The sequence below is a fragment of the Pseudomonas sp. LBUM1652 genome (assembly GCF_059716105.1).
Genome location: NZ_CP166804.1, coordinates 2,755,830 through 2,777,632, shown reverse-complemented (window position 1 = coordinate 2,777,632; position 21,803 = coordinate 2,755,830). Strand labels below are relative to the sequence as shown.

Here is a 21,803-nt window from a genome sequence, read left to right as displayed (position 1 = left end):
GGAGAACAATAATGAGCAAATTCCATAGCCTGACCATCAAGGAAGTGCGCAGCGAAACCCGTGACGCCGTGTCCATCGCTTTCGACATTCCCCAGCACTTGCAGGACAGCTTTCAGTTCACCCAGGGCCAGCATCTGGTGATGCGCACGCAGATGGATGGCGAAGAAGTGCGTCGTTCGTATTCGATCTGCACCGGGGTCAACGACGGTGAACTGCGCATTGCAATCAAACGCGTGGCGGGCGGGCGCTTCTCGGCGTTCGCCAACGAGCAGTTGCAGGCCGGGCACACCCTGGAAGTGATGCCGCCGGCCGGGCATTTCCACGTAGAACTGGATCCGGCACGCCACGGCAACTATCTGGCGGTGGCCGCCGGCAGCGGCATCACGCCGATTCTGTCGATCATCAAGACCACCCTGGAAACCGAGCCGCACAGCCGCGTCACCCTGCTATACGGCAACCGTTCCAGCTCCGGCGCATTGTTCCGCGAACAGCTCGAAGACCTGAAGAATCGTTACCTGCAACGCCTGAACCTGATTTTTGTGTTCAGCCGCGAGCAGCAGGATGTCGACCTCTACAACGGCCGCATCGACGCGCAGAAATGCGAGCAACTGTTCAGCCGCTGGCTCGACGTCAAAGCCCTTGATGCCGCGTTCATCTGTGGCCCGCAAGAGATGACTGAAACCGTGCGCGACAGCCTCAAGGCCAAGGGCATGGGCGCCGAGCGCATCCACTTCGAATTGTTCGCCGCCGCCGGCAGCCAACAGAAACGCGAAGCCCGTCAGGCCGCGCAAGTGCTGGACGCAGGCACCAGCCAGATCACCGTCATCAGCGACGGCCGCGCCGTGGCCTTCGACTTGCCGCGCAACAGCCAGAGCCTGCTCGACGCTGGTAACGCCCAAGGTCTTGAGCTGCCCTATTCGTGCAAGGCCGGGGTGTGCTCGACCTGCAAGTGCAAGGTCATCGAAGGCGAAGTCGACATGGACAGCAACCATGCCCTGGAGGACTACGAAGTGGCGGCCGGGTATGTGCTGTCGTGCCAGGCGTATCCGGTGAGCGACAAGGTTGTGCTCGATTTCGACCAGTTCTGAGACCAACACAACACCTGTAGGAGTGAGCCTGCTCGCGATGAGGCCATCAAACTCAACATCAATGTCGCCTGAAACACCGCTATCGCGAGCAGGCTCACTCCTACAGTGGGGCGGTGTGTCTGCCCTGTTCCACCCAAAACAAAAACAACAAACAAGGAAACGATCATGAGCCCCGAAGACGTCGAATTGATCCGCCAACACCCCGACTTCATTCTGCTGGTCCGCCGCAAACAGCGCCTTTACTGGTCGCTGACCGCATTGATGCTGGTGATCTATTACGGCTTCGTCCTGCTGGTGGCGTTTTCCCCTGCCACATTGGGCCAATCCCTCAGCGGCGGCGTGACCACCGTGGGCATGCTGGTCGGTGTCGGTGTGGTGCTGCTGGCCTTTGCCCTGACCGGTTTCTACGTCTATCGCGCCAACAATGTGATCGATCCGCTCAACGAAAAGCTCAAGCAGGAGTGCGCACGATGAAACGTCTGGCCGCGTTTTTCCTGCTCCCCGGCGTGCTGGTCACGGACCTTGCCCTCGCTGCCGAAACGAGTACCCGCCCATTGAACTGGAACGCCATCGGCATGTTCATGGTGTTCGTCCTGTTCACCCTCGGCGTGACCCGTTGGGCCGCGCTGCGCACCCGCTCGACCAGCGATTTCTATACCGCTGGTGGCGGCATGACCGGTTTCCAGAACGGTCTGGCGATTGCCGGCGACATGATCTCCGCCGCTTCGTTTCTGGGCATCTCGGCGATGATGTTCCTCAACGGTTACGACGGCTTGCTCTACGCCTTGGGCGTGTTGGCTGGCTGGCCGATCATCCTGTTCCTGATCGCCGAACGCCTGCGCAATCTCGGCAAATACACCTTTGCCGACGTCGTTTCGTATCGCCTCGAACAAATCCCGGTGCGCCTGACCTCGGCCTTCGGCACCCTGACAGTGGCGTTGATGTACCTGGTGGCGCAGATGGTCGGCGCCGGCAAACTGATCGAGTTGCTGTTTGGCATCGACTACCTCTACGCGGTGGTATTGGTCGGTGTGCTGATGGTGTTCTACGTGACCTTCGGCGGCATGCTCGCCACCACGTGGGTGCAGATCATCAAAGCGGTGATGCTGCTGTTCGGCACCACGTTCATGGCCTTCATGGTGCTCAAGCACTTCGGCTTCAGCTTTGAAGCGATGTTCGCCGGCGCCACCGCCGTACACGCCAAAGGCACGGCGATCATGGCGCCGGGCGGGTTGCTGTCGAACCCGATCGATGCGATTTCTCTGGGTCTGGGCATGATGTTCGGCACCGCCGGGTTGCCGCACATTCTTATGCGTTTCTTCACCGTCAGCGATGCGAAACAGGCGCGTAAAAGCGTGTTCTACGCCACCGGTTTCATCGGCTACTTTTACCTGCTGCTGATCGTTGTCGGTTTCGGTTCCATCGTCATGGTCGGCACGGATCCGTCCTTTCGCGACGCCAGCGGCGCGATCATCGGTGGCGGCAATATGGTCGCCGTGCATCTGGCGCAAGCGGTGGGTGGCAACCTGTTCCTCGGCTTCATTTCGGCGGTGGCGTTCGCGACGATTCTGGCGGTGGTCGCCGGCCTCGCGCTGTCCGGTGCCTCGGCGGTGTCGCACGACTTGTACGCCTGCGTGATGCGCAAGGGTCAGGCCAGCGAGAAGGAAGAAATCCGCGTCTCGCGCATCGCCACCCTGTGCATCGGCGTGCTCGCCATCGTCCTCGGTTTGTTGTTCGAGTCGCAGAACATCGCCTTCCTCTCCGGACTGGTGTTAGCCATTGCTGCCTCGGTGAATTTCCCGGTGCTGTTCCTTTCGATGTTCTGGAAAGGCCTGACCACACGCGGTGCGGTGATCGGCAGTTTGGCGGGGCTGGTCTCGGCCATTGTGCTGCTGATCCTGAGTCCGGCGGTGTGGGTCAACGTCCTGCATCACCCGCAAGCGCTGTTCCCGTACTCCAACCCGGCGCTGTTTTCCATGAGCCTGGCGTTTTTCAGCGCCTGGCTGTTCTCGGTCACCGACCGCTCGCCCCGCGCAGCCCTTGAGCGCGGCCGTTATCTGGCGCAGTTCATCCGTTCGATGACCGGCATCGGCGCGGCCGGTGCCAGCCAACACTGACTCTTTTACAAGCACAGGAGCTTATTTCATGTCCCACGCCCCTACCCTGCAAAGCTTCCTCGCCGGCCGCTGGATCGGCCAGCACGGCGCGCAGATCCTGCGCAGCGCCATCGACGGCCATGACCTGGCGCGTACCCATGAGGAGCGCCCGGACTTCGCCGAAGCCATCGACTTCGGTCGTCGCCAGGGCGTCAGCGAACTGATGAAGCTCGACTTCCAGCAACGCGCGCAACGGCTCAAGGCGTTGGCGCTGTACCTGAGCGAACGCAAAGAACAGCTCTACGCCCTCTCACATCATAGCGGCGCCACCCGTGCCGATAGCTGGATCGACATCGAGGGCGGCAACGGCACGCTGTTCACCTACGCCGGCCTCGGCGCGCGGGAATTGCCATCGGGCAACATCGTCCACGAGGGCCCGGCGATGGCACTGGGCAAGCTCGGCAGCTTCGCCGGCACGCACATTCTGGTGCCGCGTGGCGGCGTCGCGGTCCACATCAACGCCTTCAACTTTCCGATCTGGGGCATGTTGGAGAAATTCGCACCGTGCTTTCTCGCCGGCATGCCGTGCATCGTCAAACCGGCCAGCGCCACCAGTTACCTGACCGAAGCCGTGGTCCGACTGATGGACGAATCCGGCCTGTTGCCGACCGGCAGCCTGCAACTGGTGATCGGCAGCACTGGCGACCTTCTCGACCGTATGCAAGGTCAGGACGTGGTGACCTTCACCGGCTCCGCCGACACCGCCGCCAAGCTGCGGGTCAACCCGAACCTGATCCGCCATTCGGTGCCGTTCAACGCCGAGGCCGACTCGCTGAACTGCGCGATCCTCGCCCCGGACGTCACCCCAAATGACGAAGAGTTCGAGCTGTTCATCAAGGAAGTCGCCCGGGAAATGACGACCAAGGCCGGGCAGAAGTGCACGGCCATCCGCCGTGCCATCGTGCCCAAGCAACACATCGATGCGGTCGCCACACGACTGCGTGATCGCCTGGCGAAAGTGGTGATCGGCGACCCGTCGGTGGAGGGCGTACGCATGGGCGCGCTGGCCTCCCACGATCAACAGAAGGATGTCGGTGAGCGCCTGCAAAGCCTGCTGCAAAGCTGCGATCAATTATTCGGTGCGAAAGACGGTTTCGAACCGCGCGGCGAAAACGTCAGTCAGGGCGCGTTCTTCGCCCCGACCCTGCTGCTGGCCCGCGATCCGCATGCCGAGGGCGGCGCCCATGACATCGAGGCGTTCGGCCCGGTCAGCACTCTGATGGCTTACGACGATCTCGACGAAGCACTGGCGTTGGCCGCTCGCGGCAAGGGCAGTCTGGTCGCCAGCCTGGTGACTAAATCCCCTGCCATCGCCGCCAAAGCCATCCCTGCTGCCGCCGCGTGGCACGGACGCCTGCTGGTACTGGATCGCGAATCCGCCGCCGAATCCACCGGCCATGGCTCGCCGCTGCCACAACTCAAACACGGCGGCCCTGGACGTGCTGGCGGCGGTGAAGAGTTGGGCGGTCTGCGCGCGGTCAAACACTATCTGCAACGCGCGGCGGTACAAGGCTCGCCGACCATGCTTGCGGCCGTCACCGGTGAACACGTGCGCGGCGCCAAAGTCATCGAAACCGAAGTGCATCCGTTCCGTCGGCACTTCCAGGATCTGCAGATCGGCGAATCGCTGCTGACCCATCGCCGCACCGTCACCGAAGCGGATCTGGTCAACTTCGGCTGCCTGTCCGGCGACCACTTCTACATGCACTTCGACGACATCGCCGCCAAAGAGTCGCAGTTCGGCAAACGCATTGCCCACGGCTACTTCGTCTTGTCGGCCGCCGCCGGCCTGTTCGTCTCCGCCGCCCCCGGCCCGGTGCTGGCCAACTACGGCCTCGACACCCTGCGCTTCATCAACCCGGTCGGCATCGGCGACACCATCCAGGCGCGCCTGACTTGCAAGCGCAAGATCGACCAGGGCAAGAAGAGCCCGCAAGGCATTCCGCAAGGGGTGGTGGCGTGGGATGTGGAAGTGACGAACCAACTCGGTGAGCTGGTGGCAAGCTATGACATTTTGACGTTGGTGGTGAAGCGCGAAGAGGCGATTTAACTCGGAAGCCAAAAATGTTTTGAAGAACAGATCTCGACGCTAGCGGTGAACACCCAGCGTCGAGTACTGATCCCTTCCTGGAGCAAGTCCCGCTTCGCAAGCCTTCAGATTTACGATGCTGGGGGTGGCACTTGCTGACACCACTTGATCGCCCGCAATGCTTCTTCCTCAGGCACTAACGCGTAGCGAAAAAAGAAGTGCGCACCCGAGTAGTAAGCATCATTCACTTCACCTAACGCCTGCTTGTCGCTGAATGCCAGGGAACTGGTCTGATCAGCAATGAAATAGACTTTTCCGTTTTCGACACTCAGGTCGAAACGCTTGTTGACACTGCTGCTGACAAACGGTGGAGAAGTCGACTCAATCCGGTAGCGACCGGCTGGCAGGGTTGTCTTGAAGAAGCCACCGGACGGCAGAACGCCGATGGCTTTCCCATCGACCTTGATCGTGGGGGTCACGAAGTAACCGACGCTGGCGGCAGGACGATAAAAATAGAGGGTCGCCTGATCCGGTTGCGTCTGCTCCACGGCGCTAAAAAATGGCTGCCCCTTCAAGTCGGGCCCGGTGCTGCATCCACCCAGCAGGGACAGGCTGGCCAGCAGGCCAACCAAAAGTAATGTGATGCGGTTCATTGATATTTCCTTGAAATAGAAAGCTTCATGGGATGAGCCAAAGCCATGGCCCTGCCGCATCAAGGCATGCAAAGTCCTTTGCCGTAGTCTTTGGCATCAGAGGTTGGCCAAGGCTTGAAGGCGCTTTCGGAGGTCAGATTGATGATGGTTCGGCTTTTTAGAATCGGGTATTTGCGCTTGAGACCCTCGACAGTCTCTTCGGCGTCATCGACGTTGGACAAACAATACGTCAGCGCATTGGCATACAGGTTGCCAATGTAGAGCGTCTGCCCTGCCTTCACGTTAAACACCACAGGAGACGGGCGCGCGACCGCGTGGCCCAAGTAGAACTGATAGCGCCAGTCGGTAAATTGGTAACGCCCAGGCGGCACCTCGTACATGAACAGATGCCCTAGCAAATGGGGAGAGGGTTGGTCGTCCTCGTTATAAAGCGTGGTCAATGCAATGGCTGTGTTCGGCTCTCCCTGCTGTTTGATATCGACCATCAGCCCGTGCGGCTGAGTCAGATACCCTTCAGTAATGGAGCCGATGATCACCGCCTTGGCCGCATCCGGTGCGCGCTTGCCGTCGTAGCGCGCAGTTGTGCACCCGTGCAACAGGGAAACACTCAAGGCAATAGCGCCCCACGTGGCCAATGTGCTGAAAACTTTCCGTAGCATTGTTTAATACCGTGCTTGCCAATTGATCCATGCTTTGCGCCGAATCGGTTGATTCGGCGCACGTTGACCACTGGTATCGCCCGGTGAGCCTTATTCTTGAGGCTTTGCACGCTTCGCTCAATTGCCGGCGCGGTCATCTGCCGGCGCAAAGAAGTAATCTTTCCCACTCCCCGGCTTGTTCTTCAACACCCCCGATTACTGTAATTTCTGCGCATGGATAAACGTGCGCTGCGGCAACCGCGCGAAATCGATCTCGGGTCTTTGACGATTTGCTCGACCAGCGCCAGCGGCAACTTTTTGAAATGGCAGCAGAGCAAAGGCCGACTAAACAGCCTGAAACAAATAAAACCCCGCCGCCGTATGCCAGCCGAACTCGACCTGATCCTCCGGGACGGACGCCGATCAAGGCCTCAAGCCTCCCAAGCGGTTCAATTTGCTATCTGCCAGCAGATCACCCGCACGTTTAAAAAGGCGATCAGACAGCTCACCCTTGGTATCATCGCCCACACTTTTTTGACGGTTTGATGACTGGAAGGTCTTTTTTTGTGAGCGCTCTTTTGACCGGGTTGCGACACCCACATGCCCGCCTCTTTTCCTTGATTTTTCTGGTTCTGATCGTGCCGGTCTGCCTGCGCGCGGCGCTCGGCTGGTCGACGCCGCTGGGTTATTTGTCGGATCTGGCCATTGGCAGTTTGCTGGTGGTGTTGCTGCATCGTCGTCCGTGGTGGCTGGCATTGCCGGTGCTGCTGTTTTGCGCACTGTTGAGCGTGGCGACGGCTGAACTGGTCAGCGCCGTAGGACGCCTGCCGAATCCGACGGATCTGCATTACCTGATCGACCCGCAGTTCGTGGAAAACTCCACCGGCGGCGGTCTGGCCCATCCGGGCGTGGGCATCGCGTTGTTGCTGGCCCTGATGTTTTGGCTGCTGACTCAGTTTGCCGGACGCGGCATTGCCCGCCCGACCCTGCCCCGCGCCGTATGGAGCGCGCCGCTGGTGCTGTTCGCCGCGCACTGGGGTGCGCAGAACCTGTGGCCGAGCGAGGACGATCCGTGGCGGGCGTACAACTTGCCGCATCAGTTGCTGGCCACGCAGGTTGCTGATTTGCAGATCCAGGCCGAGGAATGGCTGGACGGCGATGTCGAAGAAGCCGCGCCAGCGATGGCCGGGCTGACCGACGTCGATCTCAATGGCCACAAGCTGCTGACCGCCCCGGGTCAGGCGCGCAACGTATTGGTCATAGCCCTGGAAGGCATTCCCGGCGCTTACATCCGCGCCAACCGCGAAGCCATCGGCAGTCATTATCAGGAAGACCTGATGCCCAACCTCAGCCGTTGGGCCGAGCGCGGCATGAACACGCCGGATTACGTGCTGCACACCCACCAGACCATTCGCGGTCTGTACGCCATGCTCTGTGGCGATTACGACAAACTGAACAACGGCACGCCCAAAGGCGTGGAAATGCTCACCCAGCAACAGCGCAATCTGGCCTGCCTGCCGGCACAACTGCGCGAACACGGCTTCAGCACCCACTACCTGCAAGGCGCCGGTCTGCGCTTCATGGCCAAAGACAAGATCATGCCGCACATCGGTTTCGATGCGACCCATGGTCTGGAATGGTTCACCAACGCCAACTATCTGGAGTTCCCTTGGGGCAAGGATGACAAGGCGTTCTTCGAAGGTGCGCTGGATTATGTCGGTCAACTGAAGAAGCAGAAGCAACCGTGGATGCTGACGTTGCTGACCGTGGGCACCCACCAGCCCTACTCCGCGCCAGAAGACTATCTGCAGCGCTACGAGACGCCGAAACAGGCAGCGGTCGGTTATCTGGACGATGCGCTGGATCAGTTCCTGATCGGACTTGAACGCCAGGGCGTGTTGAAAGACACCCTCGTCGTGATCACTTCGGATGAATCCCACGGCATCGACGGTGTGCGTCTGGCCTCCTCGTGGGGCTTCAACCTGACATTGGCGCCCGAACATGAACAACTGCCGCGCCTCAACGCCGGGGTGTATGGCCATGTCGATCTGAGCACCTCCATCCTCGATTACTTCGACCTGCCAGTGCCAAGCGCGCTGAGTGGCCGCTCGCTGTTTCGCGACTATGACTCCGGGCGCGAGATCATGTCGTTTACCAACGGCAAACTGCGCTATCACGACGGTCGGGGGATTTTTTCCGAATGTGACATGCCACGCCGTTGCCGCTACTACGAAAGCGCAGGGTTTATCGCCGAGAGCGCCACGTTCAAGGGCACCTACAGCGGTCAGCGCGCTCGACAGATCGCGGCCCGCGCGAATGCCCTCGATCTGTCGCTGCTGCGCACCCCGCTCAATCAGCGCTATCAGTTCGGCAGCACCAACGTCATCCCGTTGCAAGCGCAGATCAATGACGATTGGGCCGACAACCTGATTGGCGCGCAATACCTGGAAATGCCCAAGGGCACGCACACCCGCGTGCGCCTGACCGTGCGCTCGGTCGATCCGCAACAGGCAGCGTACATTCAGCTCAAAGCCAAGGAGTTTGAACAGGACGTGCAACTGGGATTGCCGGCGGAGATGGTTGCGACGGCGGATCAACCGTTGGAGATGGATTTCAGTTTTGATAACCCGCAGCAGCGCAAAGCCTTCTCGTTTCACCTGTTGGGATATGGACTGGGTGCAGTAGAGGTGACGGATTTCAGTGTGATCACCGAAGTGCCGGGGCAGGAGGAACTGCTGGACGAAGTACCGGAGGACGAAGCGGCGCAGTCCAGTTGATCGCGCGGTAAAAGGTTCTGCCTATCAGTGTCCAATAGTCGGGCTATTAGCTGACTTGCCAAGTCGGGTCTAGCCTTACAAGTCCGAAGTCGGCACGAGCCGGCCGTACAAGACCTGATAAGGATCCGAACATGGCAAACGAATCGAAATGCCCGTTCAACCACGCCGCCGGTGGTGGTACGACGAACCGTGACTGGTGGCCGAATCAACTCAACCTGAAAATCCTGAGTCAGCACTCGCCCAAGTCCGATCCGCTGGGCAAGGATTTCGACTACGCCACCGCCTTCAAAAGCCTGGACTTTCAGGCCTTGAAACAGGACCTGCGCGCCCTGATGACCGACTGTCAGGACTGGTGGCCGGCAGACTTCGGCCACTATGGCCCACTCTTCATCCGCATGGCCTGGCACAGCGCCGGCACCTATCGCACCGCCGACGGCCGTGGTGGCGCCGGTTCCGGGCAGCAACGTTTCGCCCCGCTCAACAGCTGGCCGGACAACGTCAGCCTCGACAAGGCCCGGCGCCTGCTGTGGCCGATCAAACAGAAATATGGCCGCAATATTTCCTGGGCCGACCTGATCGTTCTCACCGGTAACGTTGCACTGGAATCCATGGGCTTCAAGACCTTCGGTTTCTCCGGCGGCCGTCCCGACGTGTGGGAGCCGGACGAAGACGTGTACTGGGGCTCGGAACACGAATGGCTGGGCGGCGACAGCCGTTACGGCAAGGACAAGTCCGCCATGCAGGAACCCGGTGACGGCACGCTGGTAGCCGAACCTGATTTACACGGCAAAGAGGAAAGCCGCACCGATCAGGGCGAGCGCAATCTGGAAAACCCGCTCGCCGCCGTGCAAATGGGTCTGATCTACGTGAACCCGGAAGGCCCTGAGGGCAACCCGGACCCGGTGGCCTCGGCCCGGGACATCCGCGAAACCTTCGGCCGCATGGCCATGAACGATGAAGAAACCGTGGCACTGATTGCCGGTGGTCACGCGTTCGGTAAAACCCACGGCGCCGGCCCTGCCGATAATGTCGGTGCTGAACCGGAAGCCGCCGGCCTTGAAGAGCAAGGCCTCGGCTGGCGCAACGCCTTCGGCACCGGCAAGGGTGGCGACACCATCACCAGCGGCCTCGAAGTGACCTGGACCACCACGCCGACCCAATGGAGCAACAACTATCTGGAAAACCTGTTCGGTTTCGAGTGGGAACTGACCAAGAGCCCGGCAGGTGCGCACCAGTGGCAACCGAAGAACGGCGCAGGCGCCGGCACCGTTCCCCATGCCCATGACCCGAGCAAAAAACTCTCGCCGACCATGCTCACCTCCGACCTGGCGCTGCGCTTCGACCCGGCCTACGAACAGATCTCGCGCCGGTTCCTGGCCAATCCCGATCAGTTGGCCGACGCCTTCGCCCGTGCCTGGTACAAACTGATCCACCGCGACATGGGCCCGCTGTCACGCTACCTCGGACCGGAACTGCCCGCCGAAGAACTGCTGTGGCAAGACCCGATTCCAGAGGTCACTCATGCGCTGATCGACGACAACGATGTGACCGCACTGAAAGGCAAAGTACTGGCGTCTGGGCTGTCCGTCTCGGAGCTGGTCTCGACCGCTTGGGCGGCGGCTTCGACCTTCCGTGGCTCGGACAAACGTGGCGGCGCCAACGGTGGCCGTCTGCGTCTGGCACCACAGAAGTTCTGGCAGGCCAACCAGCCAGAGCAATTGGACAAGGTGCTGAAGACCCTCGAGGGAATTCAAAACGAGTTCAATGGTGGCGCATCGGGCAAGAAAGTCTCACTGGCAGATCTGATCGTGCTGGCAGGTAATGCTGGCGTCGAGCAAGCAGCGAAAAACGCCGGGCATTCAGTCACCGTGCCATTCACGGCTGGTCGCGCGGATGCCTCGCAGGAGCAAACCGATGTCGACTCGTTTGGTTTCCTCGAACCAATTGCTGACGGTTTCCGCAACTACAGCAAGGGCAAATATCGGGTTTCAGCCGAAGCACTGCTGATCGACAAGGCACAACTGCTCACCCTCTCCGCTCCGGAAATGACCGTGCTGCTGGGTGGCCTGCGCGTGTTGAACACCAACGTCGGGGGAACCCGTCATGGTGTGTTCACTAGCCAGACCGAAGCACTGACCAACGACTTCTTCACCAACCTGCTGGACATGGGCGTGGAGTGGAAGCCGACCTCGCGGGACGCGGACGAGTTCGAGGGCCGTGACCGTAAAACCGGTAGCGTGAAATGGACGGCGACGCGGGTTGATCTGGTGTTTGGCTCCAATGCGATATTGCGTGCGCTGGCGGAGGTGTATGCCAGCTCGGATGCGAAGGAGCAGTTTGTTAAGGACTTTGTGGCGGCTTGGACGAAAGTCATGAACCTGGATCGCTTCGACCTGAAGTAATTTAGAGCAACAAAAAACGCCGCTTGTTTAAGCGGCGTTTTTTTGGATGCAAACTGGATCATTTCGGTGTTTTTTAGATCTTAACCCCCTCACCCCAGCCCTCTCCCCCAAGGGGGCGAGGGGGAAAGGGAGCCGATCTCAATGTGCTTCAAAACCAACGCTCGACTCGGTCTTTCAAGTCGGTGTAACTCGACCATCCACCTCGGTCAGTCCCCTCTCCCACAGGGAGAGGGTTAGGGTGAGGGAAAAGCTCCAAACGCCATATCAAGCCAAGCTCTTGCTAACCACCTCATACACATCGCTCGACAGCTGCCCCGAAGCCCGAATCCGCTCCAGCTCCCCTTTCATCAACGCCTGACGGGCGCTGTCGTATTTACGCCAGCGAGTCAGCGGTGCCAATTGGCGCGAAGCAATCTGCGGATTGAAGCCGTTCAGTTCGATCACCAGATCCGCCAGGAAGCGATAACCCGAACCATCCGCCGCGTGGAAGTTGATCAGGTTCTGCCCGGCAAACGCACCGACCAGCGCACGCACCTTGTTCGGGTTCTTGATGTTGAACGCCGGGTGCTGCATCAACGCTTTCACTCGCTCCAGACCGCCCGGCAAGGTGCTGCCGGCCTGCACGCTGAACCATTGATCCATGACCAGCGGGTTGTCCTTGAATTGCTCGGCGAAACTGGCCAGCGCTTGGTCTTTCTGCTCGTCGAACGGCGAGTTGACCAGCACCGCCAGCGCGGTCAGGCGCTCGGTCATGTTGTCGCTGGTGTCGAACTGTTCAAGCGCCGCTGCCAACACTTCCGGCTTGCCGCTGAGCATCAGGTACGACAGCGCGATGTTCTGCAAGGCACGACGGGCAAAATGCTCGGCCTCGGCCACATATGGGGTTTTCTTCGACAGGTCACGGTTGGCCTGATAACGCAGCCACAGTCCTTCGAACAGGTTGTCGGCCAGTTGCTTGCGGGCAAATTCGCGTGCGATATGGATGGCATCGACGTCCGCCACTTCGCTGATTTCAGTGAGGTACGCCTCACCCGGCAACGAGAGCATTTCCGCGACCATCGCCTGATCCAGCGTCTCGTCGGACAGCACTGTGCGCAGCGCCGAAACCAGACGCGGATCGAGCACCAGGCTTTCGCCCTTCTGCTGCTGCGCGATCAGCTCTTGCAGTACCTGTACCGACAGTTGCTGACCGGCATCCCAGCGGTTGAAGCCGTCACTGTCGTGCTGCATCAGGAACATCAACTGGTCACGGTTGTACGGGAAGCTCAGTTTCACCGGCGCCGAGAAGCCACGCAGCAACGATGGCAATGGCTGCTCACTGATGTCGACGAAGGTGAAGGTCTGCTCAGCCTCGGTCACCGAGATCACGCGGGTGGTGCCTTGCGCCGATGCTTCACCGGCCAGACGCAGGGCGATCTCGTTGCCCTTGCTGTCGAGCAGGCCCAGTTCCACCGGGATCACGAACGGCAGTTTTTCCACTTTGTCCGGGGTTTCCGGGCAGCTCTGGCGGAAGGTCAGGCTGTAGGTTTTCGCCGCAGCATCGTAAGACTCGCTCACCGCCAGGCGTGGCGTACCGGCCTGGCTGTACCAGCGTTTGAACTGGGTCAGGTCGACGCCGTTGGCATCTTCCATCGCCTTGATGAAATCGTCGCAAGTCACGGCCTGGCCGTCGTGGCGATCGAAGTACAGGTCGCTGCCCTTACGGAAGCCTTCGGCGCCGAGCAAGGTATGGATCATGCCGACCACTTCCGAGCCCTTTTCGTACACGGTCAGGGTGTAGAAGTTGGAAATCTCGATGAAGCTGTCCGGGCGCACGGCGTGGGCCATCGGGCCGGCATCTTCGGCGAACTGATGGGTACGCAGGTACGCCACGTCCTGAATGCGCTTGACCGTGGCCGAGTTCATGTCGGCAGAGAAGCCGGAATCGCGGAACACGGTGAAGCCTTCCTTGAGCGACAGCTGGAACCAGTCGCGGCAGGTCACGCGGTTGCCCGACCAGTTGTGGAAGTATTCGTGGGCGACGATCGCCTCGACCCGCTGGTGCGCGGCGTCGGTAGCGGTTTCGGCGCGGGCCAGCACGGCGCTGGAGTTGAAGATATTGAGGCCTTTATTCTCCATGGCGCCCATGTTGAAGTCGTTGACCGCGACGATCATGAAGATGTCCAGATCGTACTCGCGACCGTAGACCTCTTCGTCCCAGCGCATCGACTTCTTCAGGCTGTTCATCGCGTGCTGGCACTTGTCGATGTTTTCCGGCTCGACATAGATGCGCAGCGCGACGGTGCGCTCCGTCATGGTGGTGAAGGTGTCTTCAACGCACCACAAATCACCGGCCACCAGCGCGAACAGGTACGCCGGTTTCATGAAGGGGTCTTCCCAGGTCGCCCAGTGCCGGCCGTCTTCGCCGGGGCCGGAAGCGATCGGGTTGCCGTTCGACAACAGTACCGGATAGCTGTGCTGCTCGGCGACCACCGTGGTGGTGAACTTGCTCATCACGTCGGGACGGTCGAGGTAATAGGTGATCTTGCGGAAGCCTTCGGCTTCGCACTGGGTGCAGAACATCGTGCCGGACTTGTACAGGCCTTCCAGCGCGGTGTTGGTTTCCGGGTGGATCTTGACGCTGGTGTCGACCGTGAAGGTTTCGCTGGTCGGTTGCAGGGTCAGGTGGTTTTCGCTGAGCTGGTAATCGTCAGAGCTCAGCTCTTTGTCGGCGAGTGTGACCGCGAGCAATTCCAGCTGCTGGCCATCAAGCACCAGCGGCGGCAGGCCCGCGCCACGGGCCGGGTTGCGGCGCATCACCAGTTGCGCGTGGACCAGACTGTGGTCCTCGAACAACTCGAAGGTCAGGTGTGTTTCGTCGATCAGGTACTCAGGCGCCTGATAGTCCTTCAGGTAAATCAACTTCGGTTGTTCGGTGCGCATGCTGGAATCCTTATTGATGCACGGCGAGCTGATAAGCCGTGTACTTACGAATGTTGATCACGCCGGTATCGAAGATCAGGTACTGGCCCTTGATCCCCAGCAGCGTGCCTTCGGCAATCGGGTTCTTGTCCAGGTTGAAGCTGACGATTTTGGCCGGGTATTGCTCGACCGGATAGCGGATTTCGATAGGTTCGACATCGGCAATCGTCTGAATTGCCTGTAGGCCGAATCGCTCCTGCAAGCCTTGCAGGCCCTCGGCGCAGCTTTCGAACAACTGATCGCGTACTTGCGCCAGATCCACCGCCACCGCATCGCCCTTGAGCAGTGCGCGCCAGTTGGTCTTGTCGGCGACTTGACTGCGGAACAGATCTTCGACGAAGCCCGATTGCTGCCGCGTCGCCACACGCATGATCGGCAACGCCTGACTGGCACCCTGATCGAGCCAGCGGGTCGGCAATTGGGTAGCACGAGTGATGCCAACCTTCACCCCCGACGAGTTGGCCAGATAGACCACATGGTCGGTCATGCAGAACTGCTCGCCCCACGCAGGATCGCGGCAGGTGCCGGCGTCAAAGTGGCAACGCTCCGGGCTCATGATGCAGATATCGCACTGGGCCAGCTTGGTCATGCACGGGTAGCAGTAACCCTGGCTGAAACTGGTTTTGGTCTTGCGCCCGCAATGGGTGCAGTGGATCGCCCCCAGGTACTCCAGACGCACCGTGGTGCCGATCAAAGGATTGACCGGCACCTCGACGTCATCCAGACGAAACGCGTATTGCACGTTCGACCCGTCAAGGCGCGCCGACATTTTGCTGATTGCACCGCGGCCAATCTCGATCAATGGATGGCATCCGACTTGAACAGAATGTTCGGCACTTCGATCGACTTCGACGCACACTCCTGCGGGCCCATGTAACCGGTGCGCTGTTCTTCAGGCAGGTTCTGGATTTCCCAGGCGATCATCGCCTGCAACGACAACTCGCGCTGTTCGGCGGTGAGTTTGCCACCGTCCGACCACTTGCCGATTTCCACGGCCAGTTTCAGGCTCTCGTAGATGTCCGGGGTGATGTTTTTGATCATTTCGTTAAAAGAGGACATCAGGGTCTCCGTGCTCTTTATTCACTGAAAATTTTAGGCGGCCAGTTTACGGCGGTTATACAAACCGCCCAACAAACCGGTGAAGCATCCGATGAGTAACCCGCCGACGTGGGCGGCATTGGCAATTTCGCCGAAGCCGATCATCGAGATCAGCCCGGACATGCACACCAACAGCCACACCAGCATCATCACCAATACGCCGCGCGGCAGGCGATAGGCCGGGTTCGGCGACAACAACTGGAAGATCCAGCAGTGGCCGAGCAAGCCGTAAAGCACACCGGACAGTCCGCCGAACAAGGTCGCGCCGCTCCAGGCGAACTGCGCGTAGTTGGACACCAGGCTGAACAGCAACGTCAGGCCGATCAAATTGATACTGCCCTGACGCGACTCGATGCGCCGCCCCAGCTCCCAGTACCACATGCCGTTCATGGCCAGGTGGAGGATGCCGAAGTGGATCAGCATCGGCGTCACCAACCGCCACCACTGCCCCGCCGCGAGGCTGTCAGCCAACGGAGTGAAGTGTATGTATTCGCCGATCACACGGAAATCGAGGAAGGTCAGCCAGCGCAGGGTTTCCAGGTTTTCACCCAGAAAGGTCAGGCCGGCGACGATCAGGCACAGCAGCAGAATGAAGCCTGTGGCCTTGGCGTGCTTCAATTGTTCGACGAAGCCCGGACGCTTGAAGGTCTGGGCTACCGGAATGTCCAGGGTTTGCTCGGGATCACCGGCCGGGAAGCGCTCGTACAGCGAACGAACGTCGTCGCTGACCTCCGCTGGCGCCCACAACACCTGCTCGCCCGCCTCCTCACTGACCCGGTGCGGCACCTGCATGCGTTGCAGCAGCGTGACGAAACCGCTCAAGTCCACCGCCAGGGGCAGACGCAATACCGCTACCGCACTCATTGCAGCACCTCCGGACGCTCGACATCGACCCAGACAAATTTATGCGGATCAAGGCGGGTTTCCTGATCCAGACGATAGGCGACGAGTTTGCCGTAGAGCACCGCGCTGTAATCCAGACACGCGAGGTTCGGGCGGATCGGCGCCGGTTTGCCGCTGCGCCAGTAATGGCCGACGAACAGCAACGGCTCATCGACGCCGTAGCGCAGCAGGGAATTCTTTTCAGTGGAAGTCAGCGGCGTCTGCGCCACCGGCTCCGGCAAGGCATCGGGCTGAAAGACGATGTCGCCATAGGTTTTCGGATCGTCTTCCCAGAACTTGGTGCGGAAGAATGAACGCACCAGACCGTCACCACTGGTCATGGTCTGGCCGTCCGGCAGACGCATGTCGGTGCCGCGCAGCAGGCGATCGAACACGGTGCAGGCGAAGCTGCCGGGCACGGCCGAGGCCTGGAGAAAATGCTCATCGATGCGTGCATCGGGAAACAGGCCGCGCAGCGGTTCGATGAGGCCGGCGTCCCAGCACGCATGCACCACACGGAAACGCCCGGCATCCACCACCAGCGGCAGTTCATAGAACCACTGCTGAAAGTCGTGCCAGTCGCCGGGATGGTCTTCGAACTGAGTCAGGGTTTCATGGAGCAATCGCGCATGGCGCGGCGTGTGCTCACGCACGAACTGCTTGCCGCTGCCCGGTGGCGCCGGCGTGCTCCAGCCGAGGGCATTGAATTCATGGTTGCCCATGATGCACAAGGCCTGACCGGCCTCGACCATGTCGTGGACGATGTGCAGCGCCTCGCGAATCCGCGGGCCACGGTCGATGATGTCACCGACGAACACGGCCATGCGCGATGGATGCCGCCAGACCCCGCCCTGCTTGTGATAACCGAGACGGTCAAGCAGATGTTCGAGGGTCAAGGCGCATCCGTGCACGTCACCAATCAGGTCATAACTGCGCGCGGGATCGAGCATCAGTCGCCTCCACCGCCCAGCTTGCTGCCCCAGCCGAGCTTGGTGCGGCAGACTTCGTAGTAATTGTGGTCAAGCGGGTGGATCAATCGCAGTTTCTGCGCTTTCTTGCTGACGGTGATGGTGTCGCCCGGCGCACAGGTGAAATGGTTCTGCCCGTCGCAGGAGACTTGCGGATAGATCTGCATGTTTTTCGACACGACGATTTTCAGCTCACTGTTGCCATCGACCACAATTGGCCTGCTCGACAACATATGGGGGTACATCGGCACGATCACAATGGCGTCGAGCTTGGGATGCATGATCGGCCCGCCCGCCGACAACGCATAAGCAGTGGAACCGGTCGGGGTGGCGACGATCAGGCCGTCGGCCTTCTGGCTGCAGACGAACTGGCCGTCAATGTACAGCTCGAACTCGATCATCCGCGTCGACTTGCCCGGGTGCAGCACCACATCGTTGAGCGCATCACCCTGACCGATGGCCTCGCCGTGGCGACGGACTTCGGCTTGCAGCAGGAAGCGGTTTTCCACCAGATAGTGGCCGTCGAGGACCTTGGCGACTTCGACTTCCAGCTCGTCCGGGCGAATATCCGTGAGAAAACCGAGACTGCCACGGTTGATCCCCAGCACCGGAATATTGTGTTTTGCCAGCGCACGGGCGGCCCCGAGCAGGCTGCCGTCACCGCCGACGACGATGACCATGTCGCAGACTTCACCGAGCATCTTGCGCGACGAGGTTTGCAGGCCGTGGCCCGGCAGGACTTCGGCGATGGTGTCTTCGAGGATCACATGCAGGTGACGATCGAGCAGAAACCGTTTCAGTCGGCGGACGGTATCCAGCACCTGGGAACTGCCCAGGCGACCGATGATGCCGATATTACGAAATTGCTCCATGGGACCTCTGCGGACAATCGAAAACGCGAAAACCACGATTATGGGCGAAAGCCTGCGATAGACAAAATCCTTTCAGCCTCAAGGGTGGGCTCGTGTTTAAGGCTATGCTCGCAAGATGATCCTATTTCCCGACCTGCTGCAGTTGCCCCATCAATTACGCCATCCCGAAGTGCGCGATCTGGCGTGGGTGATCCTCGCCCCGCCGATGCTTGCGACTACACCGTGGCCGCAGCGTCATCCATTGGCCGGTAGCGACTGGGTTGCCGATCCCGAGCGTCTGGAGCAATGGCTACGTCAGCTTGATCGTGACAGTTACGAACTGCTGCACTGGTTGTCCCAGGCGCGCACCCGGCGTCTGGGACTGTATTACGAGCGCTTGTGGCAGTTTGCCGTGGAGCATGCGCCGGGGATTGAGCTGATCGCGGCGAATCTGCCGATCCGTCGCGAAGGCCATACCCTGGGCGAGTTGGACATGCTGCTGCGTGACCGCGATGGCGTGCATCACCTCGAACTGGCGATCAAACTCTATCTCGGCCCGCAACAGGGTGACGGCCATGACCCGGCGCAATGGCTGGGGCCGGGCTGTCACGATCGGCTGGATCGCAAACTGGCGCATCTGGTCGAGCATCAACTGCCGATTTCAGCGCGCCCGGAAAGCCGCGAAGTCTTGGCGAAACTGGATATCGAAGTATTCAGTGCGCAACTGTGGCTGGGCGGGTATTTGCTGTATCCGTGGCCCGGCCCTTCGCAGTCGCCGGATGGCGCCCACCCGCAGCATTTACGTGGCAGTTGGTTGCATCAGAAGGATTGGCCGGCGTTCGTCGCGCAGCGTCCGGCAGGCCGTTGGCAACCCCTGCCCCGTCATGCCTGGCTGGCGCCGGCGCACTACCCGGCGGATCAGACCTGGGCTCCCGAGCATTTGCAGATGTGGCTGGAAGGCTTGGAACCGCTAGCCCCGGCGCAGTTGATGGTGCGCCTGACCGAGAATGCACAGGGCGAATGGGAAGAGGCGGAGCGCTTGTTTCTGGTGTCCGACCTTTGGCCGAATGTCCCTGGCCAAGCTTGAAGATCGCAGCCTTCGGCAGCGCCTACATTTGGAATGCGTGCACCCTGTAGGAACTGCCGAAGGCTGCGATCTTTTGATCTTGCTTCTAAAAAGATAACCGCACAGCCAAAGCCGCCAACGTCACCAATAACACCGGCACCGTCAGCACAATCCCCACCCTGAAGTAATACCCCCAGCCAATGTGAATCCCCTTGCGCTCCAGCACATGCAGCCACAGCAACGTCGCCAGACTGCCAATCGGCGTGATCTTCGGCCCCAGATCGCTGCCGATCACGTTGGCGTAGATCATCGCCTCCTTGACCACCCCGCTTGCCTGACTGGCATCGATCGACAGCAAGCCGATCAGCACGGTGGGCAAATTGTTCATGATCGACGACAACAGCGCCGTCAGCACGCCAGTGCCCATGGCCGCGCCCCACACGCCATGACCGGCGAAGATATCCAGCCAACCGGCGAGATAGCCGGTCAAACCGGCATTGCGCAGACCGTAGACCACCAGATACATGCCCAGCGAGAAAATCACGATCTGCCACGGCGCTTCTTTCATCACTTTGCGCGTGGAAATCTTGTGTCCACGGGCGGCGATGCCCAGCAGCAATGCTGCGCACACGGCGGAAATCGCGCTGATCGGAATGCCCAGCGGCTCGAGGGCAAAGCAACCCACCAACAAGATTGCCAACACCGCCCAACCGGCATAAAACGTGGCTTTGTCGTGAATCGCGGTTTCTGGATGTTCGAGCTGTTCGGGGTCGTAAGCCTTGGGAATGTCGCGACGGAAAAACCACAGCAACATGCCCAGCGTCGCGGCGACGCTGACGAAATTCACCGGCACCATCACCGCAGCATAGCGATTGAAGCCGATGTGAAAGAAGTCCGCCGAGACGATGTTGACCAGGTTCGACACCACCAGCGGCAGGCTCGCGGTGTCGGCAATAAACCCTGCGCCCATGACAAAAGCCAGCGTCGCCGCCGGCGAGAAGCGCAGCGCCAGCAGCATCGAGATGACGATAGGCGTGAGGATCAGCGCTGCACCGTCATTGGCAAACAGTGCCGAAACCAGCGCACCAAGCAGCACCATGAAGGCAAACAACTTGCGCCCACTGCCTCGTCCCCACCGCGCCACATGCAATGCGGCCCAAGCGAAAAAACCCGCCTCGTCGAGCAACAGGCTGATGATGATCAGCGCGACGAAGGTGCCGGTGGCGTTCCAGATGATTTGCCAGACAAGCGGGATGTCGCTCAGGTGTACCACACCGAAGATCAGCGCCAGCACGGCGCCCAACGTCGCACTCCAGCCGACACCGAGGCCTTTGGGTTGCCAGATAACGAGGGTAATGGTCAGCAGGAAAATAAGTGACGCAGCGAGCATCCGCGAAAACCTTCAATTGAAATGCAGTAATGAAGTGAACACAAAACCTGTAGGAGTGAGCCTGCTCGCGATAGCGGTATGTCAGTCGACTGATTGACATGCTATCGCGAGCAGGCTCACTCCTACATTTGTCCCATATAAGAATTACTTTTTGTGTTGTTCTACGAATTGTCCGTAAGCATCTATGAATTTTTGCAGGAACGGCTTCACCGATTCACTCAACTTTCCCGCCTCATCGAACGCCGAACCCGCGCCACCCAGATACGCTTCAGGCTGCTGCATGCACGGCACATCGAGAAACACAAAGGACTGGCGCAGATGCTGGTTGGCGCCAAATCCGCCGATGGCGCCCGGCGATACGCTGATCACCGCACCCGGCTTGCCGCTCCAGACGCTCTTGCCGTAAGGCCGCGAACCAACATCGATGGCATTCTTCAAGGGTGCGGGCACCGAACGGTTGTATTCCGGCGTCACAAACAGCACCGCGTCGGATGAACCCACTTTTTGCCGGAAAGTGCTGTAGGCTGCCGGCGGAGAATCGCCGTCAATGTCTTCGTTATAGAGTGGCAGATCACCAATCTCGACAATCTCAAGCTTGAGGTTGGCCGGGGCCAGTTCCGCCAGCGCCAGAGCGACTTTGCGATTGATCGAAGCTTTACGCAGGCTGCCGACCACTACGGCGACGTTGTAGACATTGCTCATGGAAGACTCTCGATGTCCGTGGGAGGAGCCACAAGTTATAGATGATCCGGTGCCGGTTCCACCAGCAAACGAGGGAAATTCCCGCATGCTGATTATTTTTTTCCTGTAGGAAAACTTACAGGCCTTGATGAAGGTCTACCAA

Annotated in this window: 18 protein-coding genes; 8 read left to right on the top strand and 10 right to left on the bottom strand. The window is 60.1% G+C overall.

Going from position 1 to position 21,803, the window contains the following annotated elements; genetic code table 11:
* Positions 1-11 precede the first annotated feature (11 nt).
* The 4 genes from paaE to paaZ all read left to right on the top strand — a co-directional run bounded on the left by paaE (position 12) and on the right by paaZ (position 5,294).
* On the top strand, positions 12-1,088 hold the full coding sequence (gene paaE / locus ACA069_RS12705; protein ID WP_497617799.1) for a 1,2-phenylacetyl-CoA epoxidase subunit PaaE: 1,077 nt from the start codon (positions 12-14) through the stop codon (positions 1,086-1,088).
* A 165-nt stretch (positions 1,089-1,253) separates the two neighbouring features.
* Positions 1,254-1,562, top strand: coding sequence for a DUF485 domain-containing protein (locus tag ACA069_RS12700; protein ID WP_401265278.1), 309 nt, complete (start codon positions 1,254-1,256; stop codon positions 1,560-1,562).
* The gene (locus ACA069_RS12695; RefSeq protein WP_489880904.1) at positions 1,559-3,205 is read left to right on the top strand and encodes a cation acetate symporter; all 1,647 of its coding nucleotides are present in this window, start codon (positions 1,559-1,561) and stop codon (positions 3,203-3,205) included. Before ACA069_RS12700 ends, ACA069_RS12695 begins: the two co-directional genes overlap by 4 nt.
* A gap of 28 nt (positions 3,206-3,233) precedes the next feature.
* Positions 3,234-5,294: a phenylacetic acid degradation bifunctional protein PaaZ gene (paaZ, locus tag ACA069_RS12690; RefSeq protein ID WP_497617796.1), complete on the top strand. Its 2,061-nt coding sequence runs from the start codon at positions 3,234-3,236 to the stop codon at positions 5,292-5,294.
* 110 nt (positions 5,295-5,404) lie between these two features.
* Here the strand turns inward: paaZ and ACA069_RS12685 are convergent, their stop codons facing one another.
* Together ACA069_RS12685 and ACA069_RS12680 are read right to left on the bottom strand one after the other, a co-directional pair.
* Positions 5,405-5,926, bottom strand: a complete 522-nt coding sequence (locus ACA069_RS12685) for a DUF2846 domain-containing protein (protein ID WP_497617794.1) — start codon at positions 5,924-5,926, stop codon at positions 5,405-5,407.
* Between the two features lie 59 nt (positions 5,927-5,985).
* Positions 5,986-6,537: a hypothetical protein gene (locus ACA069_RS12680; RefSeq protein ID WP_401265286.1), complete on the bottom strand. Its 552-nt coding sequence runs from the start codon at positions 6,535-6,537 to the stop codon at positions 5,986-5,988.
* Between the two features lie 261 nt (positions 6,538-6,798).
* Between ACA069_RS12680 and ACA069_RS12675 the strand changes: the two genes are divergently transcribed.
* The 3 genes from ACA069_RS12675 (at position 6,799) to katG (ending at position 11,743) form a co-directional block, all read left to right on the top strand.
* Positions 6,799-7,110, top strand: a complete 312-nt coding sequence (locus tag ACA069_RS12675; RefSeq protein ID WP_497617792.1) for a hypothetical protein — start codon at positions 6,799-6,801, stop codon at positions 7,108-7,110.
* A 20-nt stretch (positions 7,111-7,130) separates the two neighbouring features.
* Entirely contained in the window at positions 7,131-9,341 is a 2,211-nt protein-coding gene (locus ACA069_RS12670; protein ID WP_497617791.1) for an LTA synthase family protein, read from the top strand.
* Between the two features lie 131 nt (positions 9,342-9,472).
* Complete coding sequence (gene katG, locus ACA069_RS12665) at positions 9,473-11,743, top strand: catalase/peroxidase HPI (RefSeq protein WP_497617789.1); 2,271 nt, start codon at positions 9,473-9,475, stop codon at positions 11,741-11,743.
* A 264-nt stretch (positions 11,744-12,007) separates the two neighbouring features.
* On the opposite strand, the gene pepN is transcribed toward katG, so the two are convergent.
* Genes pepN through ACA069_RS12635 form a run of 6 tightly spaced genes read right to left on the bottom strand, consistent with a single transcriptional unit; the run spans position 12,008 to position 18,524 of the window.
* Positions 12,008-14,665 carry an aminopeptidase N gene (gene pepN, locus ACA069_RS12660; protein ID WP_497617787.1) on the bottom strand — a complete coding sequence of 886 codons (2,658 nt, stop codon included), beginning with the start codon at positions 14,663-14,665 and terminating at the stop codon, positions 12,008-12,010.
* Between the two features lie 10 nt (positions 14,666-14,675).
* On the bottom strand, positions 14,676-15,506 hold the full coding sequence (locus tag ACA069_RS12655; RefSeq protein WP_497617785.1) for a DUF2797 domain-containing protein: 831 nt from the start codon (positions 15,504-15,506) through the stop codon (positions 14,676-14,678).
* Positions 15,503-15,763 carry a YeaC family protein gene (locus tag ACA069_RS12650; protein WP_093221961.1) on the bottom strand — a complete coding sequence of 87 codons (261 nt, stop codon included), beginning with the start codon at positions 15,761-15,763 and terminating at the stop codon, positions 15,503-15,505. Before ACA069_RS12650 ends, ACA069_RS12655 begins: the two co-directional genes overlap by 4 nt.
* A 33-nt stretch (positions 15,764-15,796) precedes the next feature.
* Complete coding sequence (locus ACA069_RS12645) at positions 15,797-16,666, bottom strand: rhomboid family intramembrane serine protease (protein WP_497617783.1); 870 nt, start codon at positions 16,664-16,666, stop codon at positions 15,797-15,799.
* Positions 16,663-17,637 (bottom strand): metallophosphoesterase, encoded by a 975-nt coding sequence (locus tag ACA069_RS12640; protein WP_370872657.1) that lies wholly within the window; start codon positions 17,635-17,637, stop codon positions 16,663-16,665. Before ACA069_RS12640 ends, ACA069_RS12645 begins: the two co-directional genes overlap by 4 nt.
* Positions 17,634-18,524, bottom strand: a complete 891-nt coding sequence (locus ACA069_RS12635) for an NAD(+) kinase (protein ID WP_187678751.1) — start codon at positions 18,522-18,524, stop codon at positions 17,634-17,636. Before ACA069_RS12635 ends, ACA069_RS12640 begins: the two co-directional genes overlap by 4 nt.
* A 115-nt stretch (positions 18,525-18,639) precedes the next feature.
* Here ACA069_RS12635 and ACA069_RS12630 point away from each other — a divergent pair, with 115 nt between their 5' ends.
* Positions 18,640-19,590: a DUF1853 family protein gene (locus ACA069_RS12630; protein ID WP_187678752.1), complete on the top strand. Its 951-nt coding sequence runs from the start codon at positions 18,640-18,642 to the stop codon at positions 19,588-19,590.
* Between the two features lie 85 nt (positions 19,591-19,675).
* Here ACA069_RS12630 and ACA069_RS12625 read toward each other — a convergent pair whose 3' ends face one another.
* Complete coding sequence (locus ACA069_RS12625) at positions 19,676-20,959, bottom strand: arsenic transporter (protein WP_187678753.1); 1,284 nt, start codon at positions 20,957-20,959, stop codon at positions 19,676-19,678.
* A 144-nt stretch (positions 20,960-21,103) separates the two neighbouring features.
* Positions 21,104-21,661 (bottom strand): NADPH-dependent FMN reductase, encoded by a 558-nt coding sequence (locus tag ACA069_RS12620; RefSeq protein ID WP_187681014.1) that lies wholly within the window; start codon positions 21,659-21,661, stop codon positions 21,104-21,106.
* Positions 21,662-21,803 lie beyond the last annotated feature (142 nt).

Excerpts from the sequence above, each read along its gene's own strand:
- pepN (WP_497617787.1), bottom strand. The coding sequence starts at position 14,665 with ATGCGCACCGAACAACCGAAGTTGATTTACCTGAAGGACTATCAGGCG.
- ACA069_RS12695 (WP_489880904.1), top strand. The coding sequence starts at position 1,559 with ATGAAACGTCTGGCCGCGTTTTTCCTGCTCCCCGGCGTGCTGGTCACG.
- ACA069_RS12630 (WP_187678752.1), top strand. The coding sequence starts at position 18,640 with ATGATCCTATTTCCCGACCTGCTGCAGTTGCCCCATCAATTACGCCAT.
- paaE (WP_497617799.1), top strand. The coding sequence starts at position 12 with ATGAGCAAATTCCATAGCCTGACCATCAAGGAAGTGCGCAGCGAAACC.
- ACA069_RS12635 (WP_187678751.1), bottom strand. The coding sequence starts at position 18,524 with ATGGAGCAATTTCGTAATATCGGCATCATCGGTCGCCTGGGCAGTTCC.
- ACA069_RS12625 (WP_187678753.1), bottom strand. The coding sequence starts at position 20,959 with ATGCTCGCTGCGTCACTTATTTTCCTGCTGACCATTACCCTCGTTATC.
- ACA069_RS12685 (WP_497617794.1), bottom strand. The coding sequence starts at position 5,926 with ATGAACCGCATCACATTACTTTTGGTTGGCCTGCTGGCCAGCCTGTCC.
- ACA069_RS12650 (WP_093221961.1), bottom strand. The coding sequence starts at position 15,763 with ATGTCCTCTTTTAACGAAATGATCAAAAACATCACCCCGGACATCTAC.
- paaZ (WP_497617796.1), top strand. The coding sequence starts at position 3,234 with ATGTCCCACGCCCCTACCCTGCAAAGCTTCCTCGCCGGCCGCTGGATC.
- ACA069_RS12620 (WP_187681014.1), bottom strand. The coding sequence starts at position 21,661 with ATGAGCAATGTCTACAACGTCGCCGTAGTGGTCGGCAGCCTGCGTAAA.
- ACA069_RS12700 (WP_401265278.1), top strand. The coding sequence starts at position 1,254 with ATGAGCCCCGAAGACGTCGAATTGATCCGCCAACACCCCGACTTCATT.
- ACA069_RS12645 (WP_497617783.1), bottom strand. The coding sequence starts at position 16,666 with ATGAGTGCGGTAGCGGTATTGCGTCTGCCCCTGGCGGTGGACTTGAGC.
- ACA069_RS12675 (WP_497617792.1), top strand. The coding sequence starts at position 6,799 with ATGGATAAACGTGCGCTGCGGCAACCGCGCGAAATCGATCTCGGGTCT.
- katG (WP_497617789.1), top strand. The coding sequence starts at position 9,473 with ATGGCAAACGAATCGAAATGCCCGTTCAACCACGCCGCCGGTGGTGGT.